This window comes from Bradyrhizobium sp. USDA 4473, from assembly GCF_054063335.1.
This window is the reverse complement of sequence record NZ_JBSSGE010000001.1, coordinates 4,350,725-4,372,078: the sequence shown is the minus strand read 5'-3', so window position 1 is coordinate 4,372,078 and position 21,354 is coordinate 4,350,725. Positions and strand designations below refer to the sequence as shown.

The 21,354-nt window shown below is 64.5% G+C and carries 22 protein-coding genes; 7 read left to right on the top strand and 15 right to left on the bottom strand.

The window, feature by feature from the left end:
* Nucleotides 1–183: 183 nt before the first annotated feature.
* Both pqqA and ACVW17_RS20270 read right to left on the bottom strand, forming a co-directional pair.
* Nucleotides 184–264, bottom strand: a complete 81-nt coding sequence (pqqA, locus tag ACVW17_RS20275) for a pyrroloquinoline quinone precursor peptide PqqA (protein ID WP_009031067.1) — start codon at nt 262–264, stop codon at nt 184–186.
* Nucleotides 265–606: 342 nt separating this feature from the next.
* Nucleotides 607–1,005, bottom strand: coding sequence for a calcium-binding protein (locus ACVW17_RS20270; RefSeq protein ID WP_456756480.1), 399 nt, complete (start codon nt 1,003–1,005; stop codon nt 607–609).
* A 217-nt stretch (nt 1,006–1,222) separates the two neighbouring features.
* Between ACVW17_RS20270 and ACVW17_RS20265 the strand changes: the two genes are divergently transcribed.
* From ACVW17_RS20265 to ACVW17_RS20250, 4 genes are all read left to right on the top strand, one after another.
* Nucleotides 1,223–1,468: a hypothetical protein gene (locus ACVW17_RS20265; protein WP_456753514.1), complete on the top strand. Its 246-nt coding sequence runs from the start codon at nt 1,223–1,225 to the stop codon at nt 1,466–1,468.
* Between the two features lie 229 nt (nt 1,469–1,697).
* Nucleotides 1,698–3,362 (top strand): methanol/ethanol family PQQ-dependent dehydrogenase, encoded by a 1,665-nt coding sequence (locus ACVW17_RS20260; RefSeq protein ID WP_456753513.1) that lies wholly within the window; start codon nt 1,698–1,700, stop codon nt 3,360–3,362.
* Nucleotides 3,363–3,375: 13 nt separating this feature from the next.
* The gene (locus ACVW17_RS20255) at nt 3,376–3,726 is read left to right on the top strand and encodes a c-type cytochrome (RefSeq protein WP_456753512.1); all 351 of its coding nucleotides are present in this window, start codon (nt 3,376–3,378) and stop codon (nt 3,724–3,726) included.
* Nucleotides 3,723–4,649 carry a substrate-binding periplasmic protein gene (locus ACVW17_RS20250; protein WP_456753511.1) on the top strand — a complete coding sequence of 309 codons (927 nt, stop codon included), beginning with the start codon at nt 3,723–3,725 and terminating at the stop codon, nt 4,647–4,649. Before ACVW17_RS20255 ends, ACVW17_RS20250 begins: the two co-directional genes overlap by 4 nt.
* A 9-nt stretch (nt 4,650–4,658) precedes the next feature.
* Here ACVW17_RS20250 and ACVW17_RS20245 read toward each other — a convergent pair whose 3' ends face one another.
* From ACVW17_RS20245 to ACVW17_RS20195, 11 genes are all read right to left on the bottom strand, one after another.
* Nucleotides 4,659–5,567 (bottom strand): flagellin, encoded by a 909-nt coding sequence (locus ACVW17_RS20245; RefSeq protein WP_456753510.1) that lies wholly within the window; start codon nt 5,565–5,567, stop codon nt 4,659–4,661.
* Nucleotides 5,568–5,583: 16 nt separating this feature from the next.
* Nucleotides 5,584–7,365: a flagellar hook-associated protein FlgK gene (gene flgK, locus ACVW17_RS20240; protein ID WP_456753509.1), complete on the bottom strand. Its 1,782-nt coding sequence runs from the start codon at nt 7,363–7,365 to the stop codon at nt 5,584–5,586.
* Between the two features lie 27 nt (nt 7,366–7,392).
* Nucleotides 7,393–7,848 carry a flagellar protein FlgN gene (locus tag ACVW17_RS20235; protein ID WP_456753508.1) on the bottom strand — a complete coding sequence of 152 codons (456 nt, stop codon included), beginning with the start codon at nt 7,846–7,848 and terminating at the stop codon, nt 7,393–7,395.
* 19 nt (nt 7,849–7,867) lie between these two features.
* Nucleotides 7,868–8,119 carry a hypothetical protein gene (locus ACVW17_RS20230; RefSeq protein ID WP_456753507.1) on the bottom strand — a complete coding sequence of 84 codons (252 nt, stop codon included), beginning with the start codon at nt 8,117–8,119 and terminating at the stop codon, nt 7,868–7,870.
* Nucleotides 8,119–9,408: a flagellar hook protein FlgE gene (gene flgE / locus ACVW17_RS20225; protein WP_456753506.1), complete on the bottom strand. Its 1,290-nt coding sequence runs from the start codon at nt 9,406–9,408 to the stop codon at nt 8,119–8,121. The genes ACVW17_RS20230 and flgE overlap by 1 nt, the downstream gene beginning before the upstream one ends.
* 19 nt (nt 9,409–9,427) lie before the next feature.
* Nucleotides 9,428–10,099, bottom strand: a complete 672-nt coding sequence (locus ACVW17_RS20220) for a flagellar hook assembly protein FlgD (protein ID WP_456753505.1) — start codon at nt 10,097–10,099, stop codon at nt 9,428–9,430.
* A 250-nt stretch (nt 10,100–10,349) separates the two neighbouring features.
* Nucleotides 10,350–10,868: a hypothetical protein gene (locus ACVW17_RS20215; protein ID WP_456753504.1), complete on the bottom strand. Its 519-nt coding sequence runs from the start codon at nt 10,866–10,868 to the stop codon at nt 10,350–10,352.
* Between the two features lie 94 nt (nt 10,869–10,962).
* Nucleotides 10,963–11,406 (bottom strand): flagellar export chaperone FliS, encoded by a 444-nt coding sequence (locus ACVW17_RS20210; protein WP_456753503.1) that lies wholly within the window; start codon nt 11,404–11,406, stop codon nt 10,963–10,965.
* Nucleotides 11,406–13,106 (bottom strand): flagellar filament capping protein FliD, encoded by a 1,701-nt coding sequence (fliD, locus tag ACVW17_RS20205; RefSeq protein WP_456753502.1) that lies wholly within the window; start codon nt 13,104–13,106, stop codon nt 11,406–11,408. The genes ACVW17_RS20210 and fliD overlap by 1 nt, the downstream gene beginning before the upstream one ends.
* A gap of 63 nt (nt 13,107–13,169) precedes the next feature.
* Nucleotides 13,170–13,994: a flagellin gene (locus ACVW17_RS20200; RefSeq protein WP_212016051.1), complete on the bottom strand. Its 825-nt coding sequence runs from the start codon at nt 13,992–13,994 to the stop codon at nt 13,170–13,172.
* 140 nt (nt 13,995–14,134) lie between these two features.
* On the bottom strand, nt 14,135–14,836 hold the full coding sequence (locus ACVW17_RS20195) for an RNA polymerase sigma factor (RefSeq protein ID WP_456753501.1): 702 nt from the start codon (nt 14,834–14,836) through the stop codon (nt 14,135–14,137).
* Nucleotides 14,837–15,503: 667 nt separating this feature from the next.
* On the opposite strand from ACVW17_RS20195, the gene ACVW17_RS20190 reads away from it, so the two are divergent.
* The 3 genes from ACVW17_RS20190 to ACVW17_RS20180 are packed head-to-tail and all read left to right on the top strand — an operon-like array spanning nt 15,504 to nt 20,069.
* Nucleotides 15,504–17,891, top strand: coding sequence for a hypothetical protein (locus ACVW17_RS20190; protein WP_456753500.1), 2,388 nt, complete (start codon nt 15,504–15,506; stop codon nt 17,889–17,891).
* Between the two features lie 58 nt (nt 17,892–17,949).
* Nucleotides 17,950–19,308, top strand: a complete 1,359-nt coding sequence (locus tag ACVW17_RS20185) for a hypothetical protein (protein ID WP_456753499.1) — start codon at nt 17,950–17,952, stop codon at nt 19,306–19,308.
* Nucleotides 19,309–19,343: 35 nt separating this feature from the next.
* A complete protein-coding gene (locus ACVW17_RS20180) occupies nt 19,344–20,069 on the top strand; it encodes a formyltransferase family protein (protein WP_456756479.1) in 726 nt (241 codons plus the stop codon).
* Nucleotides 20,070–20,087: 18 nt separating this feature from the next.
* Here ACVW17_RS20180 and ACVW17_RS20175 read toward each other — a convergent pair whose 3' ends face one another.
* Entirely contained in the window at nt 20,088–21,041 is a 954-nt protein-coding gene (locus ACVW17_RS20175) for an aliphatic sulfonate ABC transporter substrate-binding protein (RefSeq protein WP_456753498.1), read from the bottom strand.
* Between the two features lie 24 nt (nt 21,042–21,065).
* Nucleotides 21,066–21,296, bottom strand: coding sequence for a hypothetical protein (locus ACVW17_RS20170; RefSeq protein WP_456753497.1), 231 nt, complete (start codon nt 21,294–21,296; stop codon nt 21,066–21,068).
* Between the last annotated feature and the right edge of the window lie 58 nt (nt 21,297–21,354).

The following is a 21,354-nucleotide window of genomic DNA, read 5'->3' as shown; positions in this document are numbered from 1 at the left end:
AGCGCGATCGGGCAATGACGGTTGAGCGATTTCTTGTTGGCGGGATCGCCGAAGCCGGTTCAGACCAGCTTTGCGCGCCGGCGCGGTCTGTTCGACAGGCGCCCGGGGATCGAAAGACCCGCCGACACTGCCACGGCCTCGACGGCGTATGCCATCGAAGCCGCGGCAGGTCGTCAGGTGATGTTACTTGCGCGCTGCGCAGGCGTACATGTTGATTTCCATGCCCACCGGCACTTCGACGATCTTCGGTGTTTTCCAGGCCATTTCCTTCTCCCAAGGTAAAGTTGGCGCAAGCCTCGCGCCGCGCGGCAAACTAAGACTGGCTTTTCCAGGGCGCAAGCTGGGCTGGTCGGAACCCGACTTCGCTGCTGGACATGCCGACACGGACGACGGCTCGCTGACGCCTGCCCGGCCTTGAGACGGCCGGGAAATCCCGACACTGATCTGTCAGGCATTTTCCGGCTGCCGGGCAGCGGCGCATCGATAAGCAAACCCGATTGCGCCGCGCCGGTCTTGCCCAAGAGCGAAATCGCAACTTTTTTTGTTATGCGCGGAATCCAGCATCGATATCCGGGATCCGCCCAGCCGGACTCGCCGGCAACGCGGCTATTTAAGCAGACGCAGCAGGGCCCGGCCGGCCCGCGACTTCAGCTCTTTCGCGTCCAGCGTTCCGTCACTGTCGGGATCGGCGGCCTTGAAGCGCTGCTCGACCACCGCGAGGTATTCGTCGAGCGTCAAGGTGCCGTCGTGATCCGGATCAGCCATCTTGAGTTCTTTCGCGGTGAGCCGTCCGTGCAACTCGCGCACGTCGAGCGTGCCGTCATGATCGGGATCGAGCTTCGCGAACAAATCGGCGGCAGCCTTCTTCGCTTCGGCAAGATCGACCGTGCCGTCATTGTCGGGGTCGAGCATCTTCAGCGCGTTGCGACTGCCGGATGCCGCCAAAGCGGGACCCGCGAGGGCGGCCATGGCCAAACTCAAAGCAAGCGATCGGCGCGAAATCATCATAGGTCTCCTTTGAGAGCCGCTCCTGCCGAAACTCCCGTCAAGACAAGAAACGGAGCCTGCCCTGCGTCGAACCCACCATAGCAGTTCCGACGAAGCTGCCTACCCGTCAAGGAGGCGGCAGACCGTGTCGGGTTTCGGGTGGAAAGCGATTGTCTCACGGATCATGTCTGGCATTCGGCAGATTGCATTGCACCGGGGATCAGCGAGGCGACCCATGAGCGAGATTGACAGGACCACATTGGGCTCACTCGTCGCACTGATCCTGATCGCGCCGGTGTCCGCGCAGAACGCGGCCCCCGCCCCGACAATGGATGCGGTCCAGCATCGCACCCTCACCGGCAAGGAGCGGCTCGGGCGCAAATGGACCGACGAGCAGCGCATCGACAACTGCAATGTGCCGCCGGACAAGCGCGGCACCAAGCCGCGGCCGAGTGCGTGTCCGCATGCGCCGTCAAGCTGATCGAACGCTTCGCACTGCGACATAGCGACGGTCCCGCCTGGTGTTGAGTATTCCACACGACGGTAAGCCACGGACGCATTTGCGAAAAACCTGACGAGCTCAACCAGCCTCCCGAGCTTGGCTGGGGTTCGTTCACGTTTTCGTATTGACCCGTTTTGGTTTCAGGCGGATGGTTCCGCCCGCAACGTCAGGAATAGGCGTGCAGAAAAAGGTTCATTGGGAGGATAGGATGAGACGCATTGCGCTGGCCGCAAGCCTCGTGATTCTTGCATCGTATGGTGCAAGCGCCCAGACCAACGAGCAGTTGGTCAAAGGGGCGACCGATACTTCGAACGTTCTCAATTATGGAATGGGTTACAATCTTCAGCGCTTTTCGACGCTGAACCAGATCAACAAGGACACCGTCAAGAATCTGGTGCCGGTCTGGAATTACAGTTTGAACGACGACCGCAGCGAGGAATCGCAGCCGCTCGTCTACCAGGGCGTCCTTTACGTCACGACGCACAACGCGACGATTGCGGTCGACGCCAAGACCGGCAAGCAGATCTGGAAGACCAAGGTCGAGTATCCCGCCGAGACACCGCGGATCGTCTGCTGCGGCATCATCAATCGCGGCGCCGCGCTGTATGACGGCAAGGTGTTCCGCACCACCCTCGACGCCAATGTGATCGCGCTCGATGCCAAGACCGGCAAGGAGCTGTGGCGCCAGAAGGCCGCCGACATCAAGGAAGGCTACTCGATGACGGTGGCGCCCTTGGTCGCCGACGGCGTCGTGATCACCGGCATCTCGGGCGCCGAATTCGGCACCCGCGGCTTCATCGACGGCTGGGATCCGGCCACCGGCAAGCAACTCTGGCGGACCTACTCGATCCCGACCCCGGACGAGCCCGGTGGCGACACCTGGAAGGGCGACACCTGGAAGCTGGGCGGCGGCTCGACCTGGATCACCGGCTCCTATGATGCCGAACTGAACACGGTGTATTGGGGCATCGGCAATCCGGGCCCGTTCAACTCGGCGGTGCGTCCCGGCGACAACCTCTACACCTGCTCGGTGCTCGCACTCGACCCGAAGACCGGCAAGATCAAGTGGCACTACCAGTTCTCGCCGAACAATCCGTTCGACTATGACTCGGTGGCCGAGATGGTCCTCGCCGACATGAACGTCGAGGGCAAGCCGACCAAGGTGCTGATGGATGCCAACCGCAATGGCTTCTTCTACGTGCTCGATCGCACCAACGGCAAGCTGCTCGCGGCCAATCCCTATGTGAACGTCAACTGGGCCACCGGCATCGACATGAAGACCGGCCGCCCGATCGAGACCGACGTCTCCAAGGATGCGCGTGACGGCAAGAAGGTCACGGTCTACCCATCGATCCTCGGCGGCAAGAACTGGGAGCCGATGTCGTTCAATCCGCAGACCGGCCTCGCCTATGCCAACACGCTCGCCTTCGGCGGCCACTACAAGGCCGAGCCGGTGACGTTCAAGCAGGGCGAATGGTATCTCGGCATGGACCTCACCGATCCCTGGGAATGGGGCACCGGACCGCGCGGCCATCTCAAGGCGATCGATCCGATGACCGGCAAAGCGAAGTGGGAAGCGCCGAGCGACATTCCGCGCTTCTCCGGCGTGCTCTCCACGGCCGGCGGCGTGGTGTTCTCCGGTCAGCTGACCGGCGAATTCGAGGCGTTCGACGCCGACACCGGCAAGAAGCTCTGGCAATTCCAGACCGGCTCGGGCATCGAAGGACAACCCATCACCTGGCAGCAGGACGGCGTGCAGTATGTCGCCGTCACCTCGGGCTATGGCGGCGTCTATTCGCTGTTCTCCGGCGACGAGCGGCTTGCCAAGGTGCCACCCGGCGGCTCGCTGTGGGTTTTCGCGGTCAAGAACTGAGCGCGGAGCACACGTGACTGAACGCGTATCCCTGTTGACGGCGGCGATCTTCGCCGCCGTCGCGGCGACCTTGATCATATTGATCCCGGCGGCCGCACAGCAACCCAGTGCAATCGACCTTGAGGGTCAGGCCGACCAGGGCAAGGTCATCTACGCCAAGAATTGCTCGCATTGCCATGGACCCAACATGGTCAATTCCGGAACCATCACGCCGGATTTGCGCGCATTTCCCGACGACAAGACGCGCTTCGTGACCACCGTGAAGCAAGGCAAGAACGGCAAGATGCCGCCCTGGCTCGACATCCTGAGCGAGCAGGAGATCGCCGACGTCTGGGCCTTCCTGGTGACCCGGAGGCCGCAATGAGAGCAATCCTCGCGGGCACAGCGGCAGCCCTGCTGCTTGCGATGACGGCGGCGGCACATGCCGGCGACGCGCCGCTCAAGGTGTGCCTCGACGAGGATCTGCCGCCGCTATCGGCGCATCATCGCGGCAAGCCGGATGCCGGCTTCGACGTCGCGCTCGCGCAAGCGGTTGCCGAGCGGCTCGGGCGGCCGCTCAAGATCCAGTGGTTCGAGAGCAAGCTCGACGAGGATTCGAGCCCGGCGCTCGAAGCCAACGCGCTGCTGTCGGACGGCCGCTGCGCGCTGGTCGGCGGCTACGCCCTCACCACCGACTCGCTGAAGGTGCCCGGCGTCACGACCGCCAAGCTGCCGGACTTCGACGGCGCGACGCGCGACGATCGCCGCCGGCGGATTCCGATCGGGGTGCTGGTGCCGAGCCAGCCCTACATCTATTCGCCGATGACCGTCGTGCTCGGGCCGAAAGCGAAACAGCGCAAGATCACCGATATCGGCGACCTCGCCGGCCTTCGCCTGACGATCGAAAGCGGCACGCTCGGCGATGCCATCCTGATGACGTTCGACAAGGGCAGGCTGATCGAGGACATCACCCACCTGGTTCCCGGCCGCAGCGACCTGCTGGGCGAACTCGAGCGCGGCGAATACGACGCCACGCTGCTCGACCTGCGCCGCTTCGACGCCTACCGCGCCGAGCATCCGGACACCAAGATCGCCGCCTCCGGCTATTACTATCCGATCGGCGCCAACCGCGGTTACGTCGCGCTCGACACCGACAAGGCGCTGCTGGAGGCCGTCAACAAGGCGCTCGCCGATCTGCAAGCCAAGGGCGCCATCGCCGAGCTCGGCAAGGCCGCCGGCCTCACCTGGCTCGCGCCGCGCGAGCCGATCGTCCTCGGCGATGTCTGGCTGAAGATCCTGAACCGGTGATGCCGGCGACTACCGCAGGTAGCTCGCCAGGTTCATGCTCTGGATCTTGGAGATCGCCGAATAGGACGCCGTCAGCTGGGCCTGATAGGTCGACAGCTGCGCCGTCACCGCGGCGACGTCGACGCTGGTGAGGTCCGTCGACAGGGTCTTGGCGAAGTTCTGGTAGTCGCTCTGGTCGGTGCTGCCGGTCTCGATCTGCGACGCCGCGGTCGAGAGCTTGGCCTGCACCGTCGACGTCGCATCCAGCGCGGTGCTGGCGAGGTCGAGCGCCTGCGAGATATCGCTCGACGACAGGCTCGAGCTGTTGCCGACATATTTCAACAGCCGCATGACCTGCTCGAACGCCGGATTATCCGCGGTGACGCCATAGGACACCGACTGGCTGTCGGAGACGCGCACGGTCGCGATCTCGCTGTCGCCCTTGTAGTAGCTGGTGTCCGATGTCGTCAGCGAGCCGGTGCCGGTGCCGAAGGTCGACATGTCCACCGGGGCGGTGTCGGTGCGGGCTCCGCTGAAGACGTATTCGCCGTCATACTGGGTGTTGAGCAGTCCCTGCATCTGCGCCATGGCCTGCTGGGCATAGTTGATCACCGATGCCGTCGCCGTGCTGCTCCCGGTGGTGGCCGCGCTGAGCTGGGTGCGCAGCTGGGTGATGATGTCGGTCACCGAGCCGACCGCCGAATACATCGCCTGCACCTTGTTGTCGGCGAGATTGGCGGCGTCGATATAGGACTGGGCGCGCGTCACCGAGACCTGCAGATTGATCACGCGCCCGGCGCCGGATCCGTAGCCGCCGAAATCCTCCGATTGCATCCCGGAAGATTCCTGCACCTGCTCGTTGGCCATCGCCGCCTGCAGCCGCAGCGCGCTCGTGATCATCTGGTCCGACTGCGCGAAGGTGGCAACACGCATCAACATGACGACGGTCTCACACTCAGCTTGCGGTCATCGCGGTCATCAGCGCCGAGAACATGGCGTTGATGGCCGTGATGATCTGGGACGCGGCGGCGTATTTGTTCTGCAAGGCACTTAGATTGGCGCTTTCCTGGTCGATGTTGACGCCGGATTGCGACGACAGCGAATTCGCATAGGTCGACTGCGCCGTCTGCTTGGCCGTGTAGGTCGACGACGCCTGGGTCGCCTTGCCGGCGACGTTGGCGACGATCGCAGCCGCATAGTCGGTGAACGAGCCGGTGGTGGCGCCGAGCCCGCCCGCCATCGCGAAATTGGTCGATCCCGTCAGGGCGCTCGAGAGCGCGTTGATCACCGTCGCCGAGCCGGGCGACAGCACCGAGTTTCCGGTCGTCAGCGTCGATGACGCACCGAGCGTCGCGGTCGGCAGCGCCGACGTGCCGTTGAGGATGTCGCTGCGCACCGCGATATCGGAGGCGCTGGTCCCGGTGATCAGGTCGTTGAGCCCGAAATAGTCCGAAAATCCCTCGGCTGGACTGCCGACCGAGCTCGTCATCTCGTTGATGGCGACGCCGTAACCGGAGCCGTTCGCCGAGATCGTCAAATGTCCGTTGGCATCGAGCGAAGCCGTGACGCCGGGCACCTTGCTGTTGATATCGTTGACGAGCGCGCTGACCGTGGTATCGGACGCGAGATCGAGATCCTTGTAGGACACCAGATTGCCGCTCTTGTCCGTAACCGCAATCCGCACCGTGCCAGTCGCCGACAACGGCGTCGAATTGCTCACGGTCGCGGTTCCGGTCAAGGTCGCCGGCGGCGGCAACGATGTGCCCTGGTTGGAGACGGCGTTGACGGTCGCGGTCAGCTGCTGAGCGAGCTCGTCGAGCTGCGACTGCGCGGCCGGCAGCGTCTGGTCGCGCAACGTGATCAGTGCACTGACCTTGCCGGACGTGATCTGCGAGGTGATGTCGACCCCGTTGACGGTGATCGCGCTGAAGCCGCTCGTCGCCGATCCCGCGGCGTAGGTCGTCGCCGCCGTGACACTGGACGCCGGCGTGTAGCTCAATGGATGCGCCGTGCTGTCGACCAGGGCCTGTCCCGAGCCGGTATAGACCTGCACGTCGCCGCTCGAGTTGGTGAAGTAGCTCACGTTCATTTGCGATGCGAGGTCCTGCAACGCGCTGTTGCGCTGGTCCTCGAGATCGGCGGTCGGCTGGCCTGCGGCGGCTTCCTGCTTGATCTGCTTGTTGAGGTCCGAGATCTGCTGCAGATCGGAATTGATGTCGGTGACCGACGACGCGATGTCCTGGTCGGCGTTGGAGCGCAGCTTCTGGATCCCGCTCGAGGTCTGCTGCAGCTGGTCGGTGACCGCGTTCAGCGCACTGACGGCGTTCGCCTGCAACGACGCGCTGCTCGGCGTGCTCGCCAGCGACGACAACGCCGACTCGAAAGCCGCGATCGTGTTCGCCAGCGAGGTGCCTGTCGTCGAGCTGTCCGAGCTCGAGGTCGAGCCATAGAGCTGCTGAAGCTCGGTCAGATAGTTGTTGTTGGTGTCGGCGGCACCGAGATCGGAATCGGCGCTGACCAGAGACTTCAGCAGCAGCTTGTCGACCGAGCTGGTAATCCCCGTGATCGTGACGCCGGTGCCGACACCAGCGGTAACGCTGCTGCTCTGGTTTGCGGTCTTCTCGGTATAGCCCTTGGTGTCGGCATTGGAGATGTTGGCCGAGGCTATGCTGATCTGCACCTGCGTGGCTGACAGCCCGCTGAATGCGATGCTTCGTGCGATATCGAGCGACGACACGGCCTACTCCCTCCGGCGCTGGCCCGATCAGGCCCGCACGTTGGTGCCATAGGACATCGCGGGCGTAACGCGACGGCCGCCGGCCCCATAAGGCGATACGTTGGCGATCTGCTCGCGGATCGCCTGCATGATCGCCTCGATCCGGCGGTTGCTGGCATCGATCGCCGCGCGCAGCCGCATCACGTTCTCGTCCATTGCGACCCTAAGCTTCAGGATCCGGTCCATCAGCTGCTCGCGCAGCGCGCGGTCCTGGACGTTGAGATTGGCGGCCTTGCCGACCGCCTCGGCCACGCACTGCTCGAACAGGATGGCGAGGCGGTTCTTCTCATCGACCTGCTTCAGCCGCGAGGCCGGCAGGCCCTTGGCGAGCTCGACGTTCTCCTCGTTCACGATCGCGATCAGATTGTCGATCAATGCGATCAACGACCTGGCGCGTTCGTCATTGCCCGCGGGATTGATCTTGATGTTGCGTTCCGGTGTCATGTCATCACTCCCGTTCAAGCTAGTGTCCGCGGCGCAGGTCGCGAACCGATTGTGCGCTGCGCCCGTATGCGGCGATCGCGGTTATCCGGGCGGTGGCCCGGTTGAATTCCTGGTCGAGCCGCGCGCATTCGCGCATCAGCAAGTCGCGCAATGTTCCGATATCGTCGAGCAAAGCGATGAGCTGCGCCCGGTCGTTCGGCTGGACCGCAGCGGCCTTCGCCTTCAGCCGCCGAAGCCTGACCAGCAGGCGGTCATTGTTGTTGTCGGTCATCATCGCGACACCGCGGAGATCAGCGTATCGAACATCTTGTCGACGGTGGTGATCACCTGCGACGCCGCCGAATAGGCCTGCTGCGCCGAGATCATGTTGGAGAACTGGCCGCTGGTGTCGGTGGTGCTCGATTCCAGCTCGCTGCCGTAGATCGTCCCGGCGCCGTTGCTGCCCGAGGTCTGCAGCGTGGCGTTGCCGGAGGCCGCCGTCGCGGAATACATGCCGTCGCTGGCCGCGCTCAATCCGTTAGGGTCGCTGAAGGTCGCAACCGCAATCTTGTAGATCGCGATGGTCTGACCGTTGGAGTAGGTGGCGTCGACCACGCCGCCCTTTCCGATCGCGATGCTGCTCAGCTTGCCGTACGGCAGACCGTCCGAGGTGATGCTGGTGAGATCGACGGCTGGCGTGGTCTGGCCCGACGAATACTGTGTGAGGCCATCGGTCTTGCCGGCCGTACCGAGATTGAGCGTGATGGCGGTACCGTTGGCGGTGGAGCTGTCGGCTGCGCCGTCCTTCCATCCGGTGATCGAGATGGTCGGCGGGCTCGGGTTTGTCGAGGCGAGCGAGCCGTCGGCATTGAAGGTGATATCCACCGTATCAGTGATCGCGTTGGCACTTGCCGTGGTGGAGTCCGACGCGAGCTTGGGCTGCTCGAAGCTGGCCTGCCAGGTATTGTCGGCGGTCTTCTTCCAGTCGATCTGGATCGTGCTCGCCGTACCCAGCGAATCGTAGACCGTCATCGAGCTGTTGAAGGTCGCGCCGACGGCGGCATCGGCCGGCAGGTTCGCCGCGACCGTGGTCTTGGTGGTGGCGCTGCCGCTGGTGGAGGCCACCTGGGTATTGATCGGCCCAAGGCTCGCGGCAGAGGCATTGCCGATGATGTTGCCGTCGGCGTCGGTACGCCAGCCTTCGAGGTAATTGCCGTTGTTGACGAGGTAACCCAGATTGTCGGTGGTGAACGCACCGTTGCGCGTATAGGAAGTCGTGCCGCCGGTCGTCGCGTTGGTGGTGACAAAGAAGCCGCTGCCCTGGATCGCAACGTCGGTGGCGTTGGTCGTCGCGGCCAGCAAGCCCTGCTGGGTGATATTGGCGCGGCCGGACACCGTGACGCCGCCGGACGTGTACGAGGTGGCGCTGTTCGACGCCGTCACCAGATCCTCGAACATCGCCGACGTGGTCTTGTAACCGGTGGTGTCGGCGTTGGAGATGTTGTCGGAAATCATTGCCAGCGACTGGCTCTGCGCATTGAGCGCCGAGATCGCCGAGGAAAGTGCACCAGTGAGACTCATGATAATACTCCGGAAGCAATCAGGACGTGACGCCGATGATGTTGGCGGCGCTGACCGAGACGCCGTTCACGAGCAGCGACGGCGTCGAGCCGGAGGCATCGATCCCGGTCACCGTTCCCGTCATCGTGGTGTAGCTGAGCAGCGAATTGCCGGCGGAGTCGGTCGCGGTCACCTGGATGGTGTACTGGCCGCCATTGCTGAGCTGCGTGCCGTTCGTGGTCTGGCCGTTCCAGGTGAAGCTGTTGGAGCCGGCGTTTCCGGTCCCCTTGCCGCTCCATACCGTGTTGCCCGAGGAGTCCTGGATCGTGATCGCGACGTTGGACGCGGCCGAGGTCAGCGAGTAGCCGAACGTCGCCGAGCCGTTGGTCAGCTCCGCCGTATTCGTCTTCGCCTCGACGGTGTGACCGATGTAGTTGACCGAGTTGAGCGTCACGAGGCTCGAGAACGAGCTCGCCAGCGACGTCATGCTGGCGTTGGTCGACTGCTGCTCGGTGAAGTTGGCGTAGGAGGTGAGCTGATTGATGAAGTCGGTCGTGCTGGTGGCATTCAGCGGGTCCTGGTTCTGCAGCTCGCTGACCAGCAAATTGAGGAAATCGGTCGAGCTCATTCCCATCGACGCGGTCGACGATGAGCTCGACGATGAACTCGAGGCGGCGGAGGTTGCAGCAGAGGTTGCCGAGGAAACGGTCATGACAAGGCTCTCTTCGTCGCGGGTCAGTGCGACGGAACGCGTTGGAACATTGGGGTCGTGAAGTCGTTCGCAGATAAAACGGATGACGCGCCGAATTCAGGCGCGGATTCATCTCGGTGGAATCACTTGATTAATCGGCAGAATTTGCCGATCGGCCAACGGCCATAAGGCGCTCCTCAGAGCTCGCAAAGGGTCGCCAGCGACCCGCCACGGAAACGCGCGGCGTCGTCATCGGGCAAACGCAGAGAGCCTAGAGCGAAAGGTTGATCGGCAGATCCGGCTCGCCGAACAGCAATGCCGGCGGCGTCAGCGCGGGCAACAGGCACAGCGCCAGCAACAGCGCGGGCAGCACCTTGCCTTGCGGCGCGGATTCGCCCGCAGCTTGCGCATCGTTTGGCTGGTCTTCGGGCGCAGCCGGCTCCGAAGCCGGCTCGGGAGGCGCCTGTTGGGGCAGTTTCGCCGCTGCGGCCGTGATGCGGTCGACAAGCCCCTTGGGTGCGCGAACCGGCGGTGCCGCAAGGGCCCGCCGCACCGCGCTGGCCTCTTCATAGAGCGTCCGCGCCTCGGCCGAGGAGGCCAGCAGTTGGACGGCGGCAAGACGCTGATCATCGGGCCAGCGGGACAGATCCTCCCCCAGCCGGTCGATCAGGTCTTCGAATGTCGCAACGTCCATCCCGCGCGCAGATCCAGCCTCGTCGCCAAGGCTGTCATAAAGCATTCGCGGGACGGCGGAAATCAATTTCCGCCGCCGGTCCGTCAGGTCCAGCATGGTGCTCACCGGGCGGCCTTTTTCCCCAACAGGACGCCCGCCCTGGCGCCCTGCCCCCTCCCGGCGAAACCGGTTCGCCGGCCGATTCGCCCGCTCAGCGGCCGGCGGCCGATTCGAGCGTCTTGTCGAGCGTCTTGGCCTTGGCCGCCTTGCCGGCGGTCGCCTCGACATATGTCCAGGCGTCGCGAAGCTCAGTCAGGCTGGCGATGATGCGCCGGAAATTCTCCCTGGCGTGCGGCCGGCCGTAGGAGCGCAGGCATGCCATGATCAGGGCATTGTAGGTCCGGAACAGGCGATCGGCCATCGCGCCGCCGCGGGTGACGTCGAGATGGTGGCTCAGTCCGCGCAGGATCGCGGTCGCCCGCGTCAGATAGGCGTGCCCTTCCTCGAAGCGCTTCGCCTCGTGCGCATCCAGCGCCTTCTGCAGGAAGGTGATGGCGCCATCGCACAGCATCACCACCGCCTTCAACGGCGGCACCGCCACCGCGGCGGATCGATAGGCATTGTTGGCGAGGTAGGCCGTGGCATTCTGGGTCATTATTTACTCGATGATGCGTTCAGGAGGGCACTCAGGTAGCCCAGCGTGTTGTTCGCGCTTTCGATGGCGGCCTGATAGTTGGCGTATTGAAGCTGCAGCTGCGCCTTGAACGTCGCTGCATTGCTCTGAATGTCATTGACCTGGGATTGCAGCTCGGTGTCGCGCGACTGCAAATTGGTGATCAAGGTTTGCAGCTGACCGCTGGTCCCGGAATTGGTCTGCGCGAGTTGATAGATCTGCGTCGCAAGACCGGAGGTCGACGACACGGTGATCGATTGCGAGGTCGAGCCGGTATAGGTGAATGCCATGCCGGCATAGATCGTGCCCGCGTTGCCGATAATGGAGTTGCCGACAATCGAAAAGCCGGAGCTGTCGCCGCCGACCGAGGCCCCGCTCAGCGTGCCGGTCGAATCCACGGTCACGTCGAGCGTGAAGGATTGCGGGGACGTGCCGGTATTGACCACGCTGAGCTGGCTGGACGAGGTGGTGGTCTGCGCCGACAGCAGTTTGGTCACACCGGCCAGATTTTGCGTCAGCACCGTCGACAGCGTACCCGTATCGAGCTGCAGCTCGTTGTTCTCGTTGAAGGACAGGCCGAGATCGGCCATCGTCATGCCGTTCACGGTCCCGCTCAGCACCTGCTGGAGCTGGGTCATGATATCGCGCATCGTGCTGTCGCCGAACAGCACTGCGGTCGATGCGGCGGTGCCGTCGGAATTCTGCGCGGACTGCGCGATCACCTGATCGCGAAACGCGTTGTAGTTGGTGACGAAGGTCTGCAACGCACTCGTGATCTGGCTGGTGTCGGTCTGGATGCTGATGTTCAGGCTGGTGCCGCTCGGCGTCGGCTGCAGCAGGTCGAAGGTGACGCCGGTCAGAACGTCGGAGATATCGTTGGTATTGCGGGTGAGCGCGATGCCATCGAGCGTGAACTGCGCGGACTGCGACTTCTGCAGCACGTCGGTGAAGGCCCCCGACGTGTCGGTGACGCCGAGCTTGTTCAGGATATCGTCGCCCGACGTCGACGAATAGGTGATGTCGGCAGCGTCCTGGGTCCCGGTCAGCACCATCTCGTAGGACCCGCTCGAGACCTGGACGATCGAGGCCTGGACATTGGTGGTCGAGGTCTGCGCATTGATGGTGTCGACGACATCCTGCATCGACATGCCGCTGGTAATCGAGATCGCCGTGCTGGTGCCGCCGGCCAAGCCGAGCGAGAACGTGCCGGCGAGGCCCAGCGCCGTCGACGAGCTCGACTGCGTGGAGCCGATCACTTTCTGCGCGGTCGCCAGCTGGCTGATCTGGAGCGTATGATCGCCGGTCGCCGAGCCGCTGTTGACGCTCAAGTTGAGCGCCGAGGAGGCGCTGACGTCGCCGGTCGACGAAATCGTCGCCGAGCGCGTGGCAAATGCGTTGGTCGCGATCGAATTGATGATCGAGGTGCTGAGCGACGACAGCCCGGTGGCCAGCGTCGACAATTCCGTCTGCAGCGATTGGTAGGCGGTGATCTTGGCCTGGTTGGCGGTGATCGACGTCGTGATCGTGGTCGCCTGCGTGAGCTTGGCGTTGACCTCGGCTTCGATCAGGGCATCCCAATCGATACTGGTCGAATTGGTCGTGCCGGTGGTTGTCACCGTGCTGGCAGAACTGGGCGACGTCGTGCTGGATGTGCTGCTCGAGGTGGCGCTGCTAACCGTCATGTCGACACTTCCGCCGCAATAGGAATCGGGCCGGCATCATGCCGGCCCGATCTGTCTGTCGAATTAGCCGAGCAGCTTCAGCAGGTACTGCGGCATCTGGTTCGCCGCCGTTTCCGCCGAAACCGCGGCCTGGGTCTTCACTTCGGCCGAGGACAGCGTCGCCTGCTCGGCGGCGATATCGACGTCCTTGATCGCCGAGTTGGCGGACTGCAGGTTCTGGGTCTGGGTCGAGATCGAGTCGGCGCTGAAGTTGAAGCGCGATTCCTGGGCACCGATCTCGGCGCGGGCGGACGACACGGTGTCGATCGCGCTGTCGAGCGCCGACATCGCGCTGGTGGCGGTCGAGAGGCTCGAGACGTCGAGCGAGGTGACGCCGAGCGAGGACGCCGTCAGGCTGGTCAAGGTGATCGTGATGGTGTCGGCCGAGGTCGAGCCGACCAGCACCGAGACGCCCGAGGAGAACACGCTCGAACCGTCGAGCAAGCTCTGGCTGCTGTAGCGGGTGCCGCTGGCGATCGAGTCGATTTCGCCCTTGAGCTGCGTGAATTCCGAGTTGATGTAGGCGCGGCTGGAGTCAGCCACGGTGCCGGACGCGGACTCCGAAGCCAGCGACTTCATGCGGGCCAGGATGTCCGAGATGTTGGAGGCGCCGCCGTCGGCGGTCTGCAGGATCGAGGTCGCCTGCGCCGCGTTGGTGGCGGCCTGCTGCAGCGTCGTGATGTCGGAAGAGATGCGGGTCGAGATCGCGAGGCCGGCGGCGTCGTCGGAAGCCGAGGTGATGCGCGAGCCGCTCGACAGCTTCGACAGCGCGCTGGTTTCCTGCTGCGAGTTGATGTTGAGGTAACGGACCGCGGAGTTCGCGGCGGTGTTGGTGGAAATTGCGGGCATGAGTAGCTCCTGTGATGATGGGGCATGGCATGCCGCATCGGGAAGAAGAGAGGTGACGCGGATCCAGCCCCCGTCCGCCCGATCAAACGGGTCGGCCGCCGGTGGTCAGGCGCGAAATCTTCAGAAGCCGAAATTTATGGTTAGCAGTCGGTAAACGCGCCGCGCAGGTCCCGCTCGTGCCGCTTGAGCATCTCGCGCAGCTGTTGCCGCCCGCGCTTCAAGAGCGATTCGACCGCCGCGACGGTCGTGTCCATCACGTCGGCGATCTCGCCGTTGCTCATGTTCTCGTGGTAGGAGAGGATCACCGCGACGCGCTGCTGCTCCGGCAGGCGCTGCATCGCGAGCTCCAGAAGATTGCCGATTTCGTTGCGCTCGATGACGGTCGAGGCGTCGAGCTGCGTGTCGGCGACCTCGGGCACGACATCGACGTTCTCGGTGCGCGGCTTGCGGCGCAGATCGATGCAACGGTTGCTGACGACGCGATAGAGCCAGGTCGAGAACTTGGCACGGCCGTGCTGCCAGCGGCCGCGATGCGTCCACACCTTGAGCATCGTGTCCTGCACCACGTCTTCGGCGTCGGCCGCGTTACCGACGATGCGCAGCGCGATCGCGTAGGCGCGATCGACATGGCGTTCGACCAGAGCACGAAACGCCGCCTCGTCGCCGGCGGCGAGGCGGTCGAGCAGTTCCTTGTCCTCGTCCTGGATCTCGACGGTGTCGAGCGGGCCCGCATCGGCAACCGTGGGGACGTTGCTCCAGGGAGCCGCCGCTTCGACCGGCGCAGCCGCGACCGTCGTGGCCTCCACCTCGACCGCTGCCATCACATCAAGCGCGTAACTCATCCGCCGCTCTCCAACCAACGCCGCTGGCACACATCCCATGCGGCTTCTGAGCGTTGAACGGAGGCGCCAGGCAAACCAGGCGAACTTTTTTCGTTATTTTTCAAGCGCTTAGCTGGATCTTTTTGCCGACCGCCCGGCAAAAGCTGCCGCCGCGCGAAGGCGCAACCGGCAATTCTACGGAAAATGGAGCAGTCGTTCAGCATCGCCTCGCATGCCCGCGGAAAAGTTCGTCGCGCCGGAAAACGCTGTTGTCACATCAACTAACGCCACGCGAACACGTGCATGCGCGGAGCATGCGAGTGATCCATTGCCGTTGGTCGCCATCTTGCATTCGACGATTGCGACTAGGCAATTTTTTCCGAATCACCATTTCGACGTTATCGGATTTTTTGAATCTGTCAGTCGCGAAGCGCGCGTTTTCGAATCCCGCATCAACTTTTTTGAACCGACGCGCCTGATTTGTCTCATGCACGCGTTCAACGCATGAGGACTGGCGGGAATTTTGCGCATGACGATCATGACGGTCGACGCGACGCGTCGGGCGCAGAATGTTTCTGCATGTTCATTCGATGTTTTCGATACATTTCTGCTGCGCGCCTGCACGGCGCCAGATGGCGTATTTGAAAGGGTTTTTCAGCTTTCTCGCATTGCTGAAAAATTTCCGAATATGTCCGTCAGTTTCGTTCAGCATCGAATCCAGGCTGAGGCGCGCGCGCGCAAGCTCGCGCTGGAGCGCAACGGCTCCACTGAAGTGCGCATCGCCGATATCTATAAGTACTTTCCGTTCAGGCTGTTCGGCCTGAAGCGCGACGCATTGCAGGATCTCGCGCGAATCGAATTCCAAGCCGAGCTCGAGCTGTGCCGCGCCAATCCGGAAATGCTCGAGCAATATCTAGACATGAAGTGCGGCGGCTTTCGCGTCGGCTTCATCTCCGACACCTACTGGAGCACCGAGCAGCTTTCGCAACTGCTGCGCAGCTGCAGTCCCGGGCTGAGCTGGGATTTCCTCTACGCATCCTGCGATCACGGCAGCAGCAAGAGCGAAGCGCTGTTCGAGGCCTATCTCGCCGAGCAAGGCGTCGATGCGGCGAGCTCGTTTCATGTCGGCGACAATCACGACGCTGATATCAAGGGCGCGCGCCGTCACGGCATTCGCCCGCGCTACTATCCGCAGGCCAGCGCGGCGCTGGCCTCGAAGTTTCAGCGCGAAACAGCGATGTACGAACTGCTGTGTCCCGATCAGCCGTCGCGACTCGATCGCGGCGCCCGTACGCTGCGGCGTGCGGTGGCGGCGCGGAGCGCTGAGCATTCGCCAGCCTTCAGCCTCGGCGTGACCGTGCTCGGCCCCGTCATGGCGGCGTTCGACGCCTTCATCGAGGCCCGGCGTGCGGCGCTGGTGCGCGCGGGCGCGCGCGTGGCGATCGGATTCCTCGGCCGCGACGGTCTGCTGCCGCATCGCGTCTGGCAGGCCAGCCATGGCGAGAGCCAGGCAGGCCATGGCGAGAGCCAGGCCGGCCATGGCGAGACCGGCGCCTATATCGAGATCAATCGCCGTGTCAGCCTGGTCGGATCCGCCGATACGCTCGAGCCGCTGATCGAGCTGCTGAGCCGTGTCGTCAAGATCGACGCGCCGACCTTTGTCGATATCGTCAAGGTGCAGCCGCCTGCGGTGATGAATTTCTTTGCCCGGTATCCGGACGGCATTGCGAGCGGTCGCGAACTCGCCGACGCCCTGCCCGATCTGATGGACCCGCGCGAGATCACCGATATCGCGGCCGGCGTGCGCGACCGCCTGCTCACCTATTTGCGCGCCCGGATCCCGGACTTCGATCACTGTACCGACCTGATCCTGGTCGATCTCGGTTATTCGGCGAGCGTGCAGAAGTCGCTGCGGCGCATCTTCGATCGCGAGGGCATTCGCATCCGCCTGCACGGCGCCTATCTGCTGACGCTTGACGACGCCTTCGACGATATCGCCGATGACGACAGCGCGGAAGGCCTGATCTCCGATCGCATCGTCACGCCGCACGTCAAGCGCATGCTGATCCGCAACGTCGCATTGCTGGAGCAGCTCTGCTGTTCGGCGGAGGGATCGGCGCGCGACTATCGCGGCGGCGAGGTGCTGCGCGAGGGCGATCAGCGCCCCGCCGCCCAGCTCGCACTGGCGACCGAGGTGCAGTCCGGGACGATCGCCTATGCATCGCGCGCCCGCGAGCTGGCGCCGCGCTATGCATTGCAGCCCGACGCGGACCCGATAGTCGCCGCGCGTTGGGCCGCCGCGGTGCTCGGGCGCCTGCTGCTGCTGCCCGACGATGACGAACTGGTGCTGCTCGGCGGCATCAAGCATGACGTCAATCTCGGCACCCAGGCGCTCGCGCCGCTGCTCGATGCCGACTTCATCAATGATAGCATCAGCGCCCGCGGCCTCGTGGCCGCCTGCACGGCGCCGGCGCCGCCGATGTGGCTGGCCGGCAGCTTTGCCGCGTTGTCACCGTCGCACGCCTATCTCTACACGCTGTTCGGCGCCAATCGCCTGCCCGCCAACGTGTTCGGCGAGTCGCACTGCGGGACCTTGCAGGTCGGCCTGTTCGGGCGGGACGGCCAGGCGTCGCTGGAGGCGATCACCGTCTATCATACCGGGCTCGGTGATCTTCGGCTGCGGATCCCACTGTCGCGCCGCATGGCGGTTGCGACCATCGCGCTGCCGTTGCCGAAACTTGCCCGCAACGGGCTGCTTCACGGCATCACCGTCCAGTACGGTGAAAGCGCGGCGAAAGCTGCGGCCAGTCCGAACCTGACGGCGATCGCCGGGGAACGGCTCACCGATGCCGGCATCGAGCGGACCGGCCGTCAGTTCCGCGCCACCAGCGAAGACGGCATGCTGCTGATCCCGGTCGACGGCTTCGAGGACGACGTTGCGATCTACACGATCGCGCTGACCGCCCTCGACCATGACCGCATCCTCGCGGTCGAGACCCGTGACGGCAACCGAGCCCCCTCGGCCACGCTGTCCTGGCGCGCGGGTAACGGCGCGCCGCCAACCAACGGCAGCTGATTTGTCCGCCTGATCTGGCCGCCCCGCCCGTAGAAGGTTAACGAGGGGTAGTGCGGGCATGATTTCGGCTGACACGGCGCAAGCGGACGGCTTGCAGACGAATTTCGACCAATTGCTGGCGGCGAACGGCATCCGGATGAGCGCGGCGCAGCGCCGGCGGCTGGCATGGCTGTCCGAGCGGCTCGGGCGTGTGTCGATCCACCAGGCCGGCTCGGTGCCGGCGCGGGATGACGGCGTCATCATCGTCGTCGAGCCGCCGAGCGGCCCCGCCGCCGAGATGCTCTACCGGTCGCTTCGCGCCGACAGCGCGGTCGTCATTCCGTTCGGCGAGAACCCGGCGTTCGATTTCCTGAAATCCAAGCTGACCGACTTCGGCACCGTCGGACCAAGCTACGATGGCCCGCACGAGATGTGGTGGGGCGGCCTCAACTGGCGTCTGATCGCGCCCGAGGCAGGCGCAAGCTCCGAGGCCCCGCTGCGCGTGGTCACCTGCTATCCGCGCGCCCTGGGCGACGATCATGCCCGCGCGCTGCGCGAGAAGCTTGCCGAATTCCAGATCGCGAGCGAGATCGTGCCGATCGACACCGCGGACGGCGCGCACATAAGCGCATCCGACAAGTCCGCCTTCATGCTGCGGGTGTGGGAGGCGCACGACGAGCCGCTGCTCTTCATCGAAGCCGATGCAACACTCAGCGAGCCGCCGCTGCTGCCGTCCCACCTCGCTTGCGACGTCGCGCTCCACAAATGGAACCGGTGGGAGATGTCGGCGCGCACCCTCTATCTCGGCCGCTCGCCTGCCGCCGAAGCGCTGCTGCGCACCTGGCACCGCATCGCGACCGCCTATCCCGCGGTGTGGGACGGCTACCTGCTCGACCAGGCCTGGAGCCTGACGTCGTCGCAGATGGCGCTCGACACCGCCTGGCTGCCGCGCTCATACCACGCACCGGCCGAGGACGCCGGCACGCCCCGCCATACCACGATCGTTCACAACCTGCCGACCGACAACAGCGATCTCGGTCCCGACGCCGAATTCGGCGTCGCGCTGCGGCCCGCGCGGCGCGCCAGCCGCAGCGGCGGCCGCGATGCCATGATCGTGGTCACGTCGCAGGCGGCCTCGAACGATGCGATCACCGTGATCATGCGCGATATCGCGACCAGCGACGCGCGCGAGATGGCCGCCAGCATCGAGGCCGTCACCGGCGCATTCGCCGCCGATTGCGGCGGCTTCGGCCGGCTCGAACTCGCGCTCTGCCCCTGGCAGGACGACATCCGCGCGGCGAAATCGGCAGCCAAGAGCGCCAACAACCGGATCATCGAGATCGCGCCGTGGCAGACGCTGCCGACCGATCTGTTCCGCACCGTAGGCCAATCCCGCGATGCCGGCAGCGTCGTCATCATGGCCGGGCAGCGCGGCTGACGGACGGAAAGAACGAACAAGAGAAGGACACCCGCATCATGAAGACCATCATCCTTCTCACCGGCGTCGCCGACCAGCAATTCGCGCTCACCGAACTGTTGAAGGCGCACAACCCGGCGCTGTCGTTCCGCTGCGCGGTGACGGCTGAGGAACTGGCCGCGATCGAGCCCGAGGTGTTGCGCGAAGCCCGGCTGCTCGCCTTCACCACCAGCGTCATCGTGCCGGAGAGCATTCTGACGGCGCTCGGCCACGGCGCCTATAATTTTCACCCCGGCCCGCCGCAATATCCCGGCTGGGCGCCGGCGCATTTCGCGCTCTATGACGGCGCGCGCAGCTTCGGCGCGACGGCCCATGTGATGGCCGCGCGCGTCGATTCCGGTCCCGTCGTCGGGGTCGAGTCCTTCATCATTCCCGACAAGATCGGCGTGCGCGGGCTTGAGCAGATCGCCTATGTGCGGCTGGCCCATCTGTTCTGGCGGATGTCGCGCGATCTCGCCTGCAATCCGGCGCCGCTGGCCGAGCTGGAGATCGCTTGGTGCGGCGTCAAAAGTACAAGGCAGATGTACCGCGACATGTGCGAGCTTCCCGCCGGCATCAGCCCCGGTGAGCTGGCACGCCGGATCCGCGCCTTCCACGACGATTTCCGCGGCATCCCGCTGACCGTCTCCGTGCACGGCATCCGCTTCCAGCTCGCGACGACGACGACACAGACGCCCGAGGCGCCCCAAGTGATCGCGCCGCCGCTCGCCGCGGCTTCCTGACCACGCCACCAAATCGGCTCACGAGCCGGGTGTCCATTTCCAGACGATATCGGAAACATTGATCGGCTTTGGGATCAGCCCGATCGCCTTGAAGCGGTCGGCAATCGCCTGCTGGCTCCTGATGATCTCGGCGTCGACCGGCACCACCTGGTAGTTCGAGCGCGCGACGAAGCGCCTGACCGCCTCGATGTCGACGCCGGTGGCCTCGGCCTGCGCACGAGCCACCTCCTCGCGGTGATCGGCGGCCCATTTTCCTTCGGCGGCAAAGATGGAGTTCAGCTTCGCGACGATGGATGGATACTTCGCAACAAAGTCCGATCCCGCGATGTAGAACGCGTTCGGCTTGTGCACGTCCTTGTCGAAGGCGATCACGCGGACCTTGTCCTTGATCTCCGCCAGCGCCAGATAGGGATCCCAGATCGACCATGCGTCGACGATGCCCCGGGAGAACGCGACGGTCGCGTCCGCCGGCGCCAGCGGCGTCGGCGTGATGTCGCTCCAGGACAGGCCGGCCTTGTCGAGCGCGGCGACGAGCAGATTGTGCGCGCTCGAGCCCTTGCCGAACGCAACGCGCTTGCCCTTGAGATCGGCGAGCGTCCGGATCGGGGAGTCCGCCGGCACGATGATCGCCTGGTTGCTGCCATCAGAGGTCACCGCCGCCACGTACGCGATCTTGGCCGCGCCGGCCTGCGCGAAGATCGGCGGCGTATCGCCGACGAACCCGAAATCGACGCTGCCGACATTGATCGCCTCGAGCAGCGGCGGCCCGAACTGGAAGTCGATCCACTTCACCTCGATGCCGAGCGGCTTGAAGGCGTCCTCGACGGTGTGACGCTGGCGGACGGCCGGAAACAAGCCGCCTTTCTGCGTGCCGATGCGGATCTCGGCCGGCTTGTCTTCGGCCCGGGCCGGCGCGACGGCGAATGCGGACAATGCCAGCGCGGCCGCAAGAATGGTACGTCTTGTCGTCATGACAGTCCTTTCAAAGGTTGTCTTTCAGATATTGCGTGAGTTCGATGACGGCTGGCCGCGCGCCTGGCGGCGCTGCAAATGCGCCCTCACCGCGCGCTCCGCGGCGCGGGCGGAGCCGAAATGCCCGCCGTCGAGGCCATCGAAGGCGCGGTCCGAAGAGAAGAAGCAGAAGCCGCTGTTATCGCCGACGACGATACCCGCGGTGCGATCCGATACTTCGATGACGTAAGCTTGGGATGTTTGCGCTTGGGACATGCGTGCTCCATCGCCGAATGACGGCGTCCTGTCTGATTGTCGGGTGCTTTGGATTTGT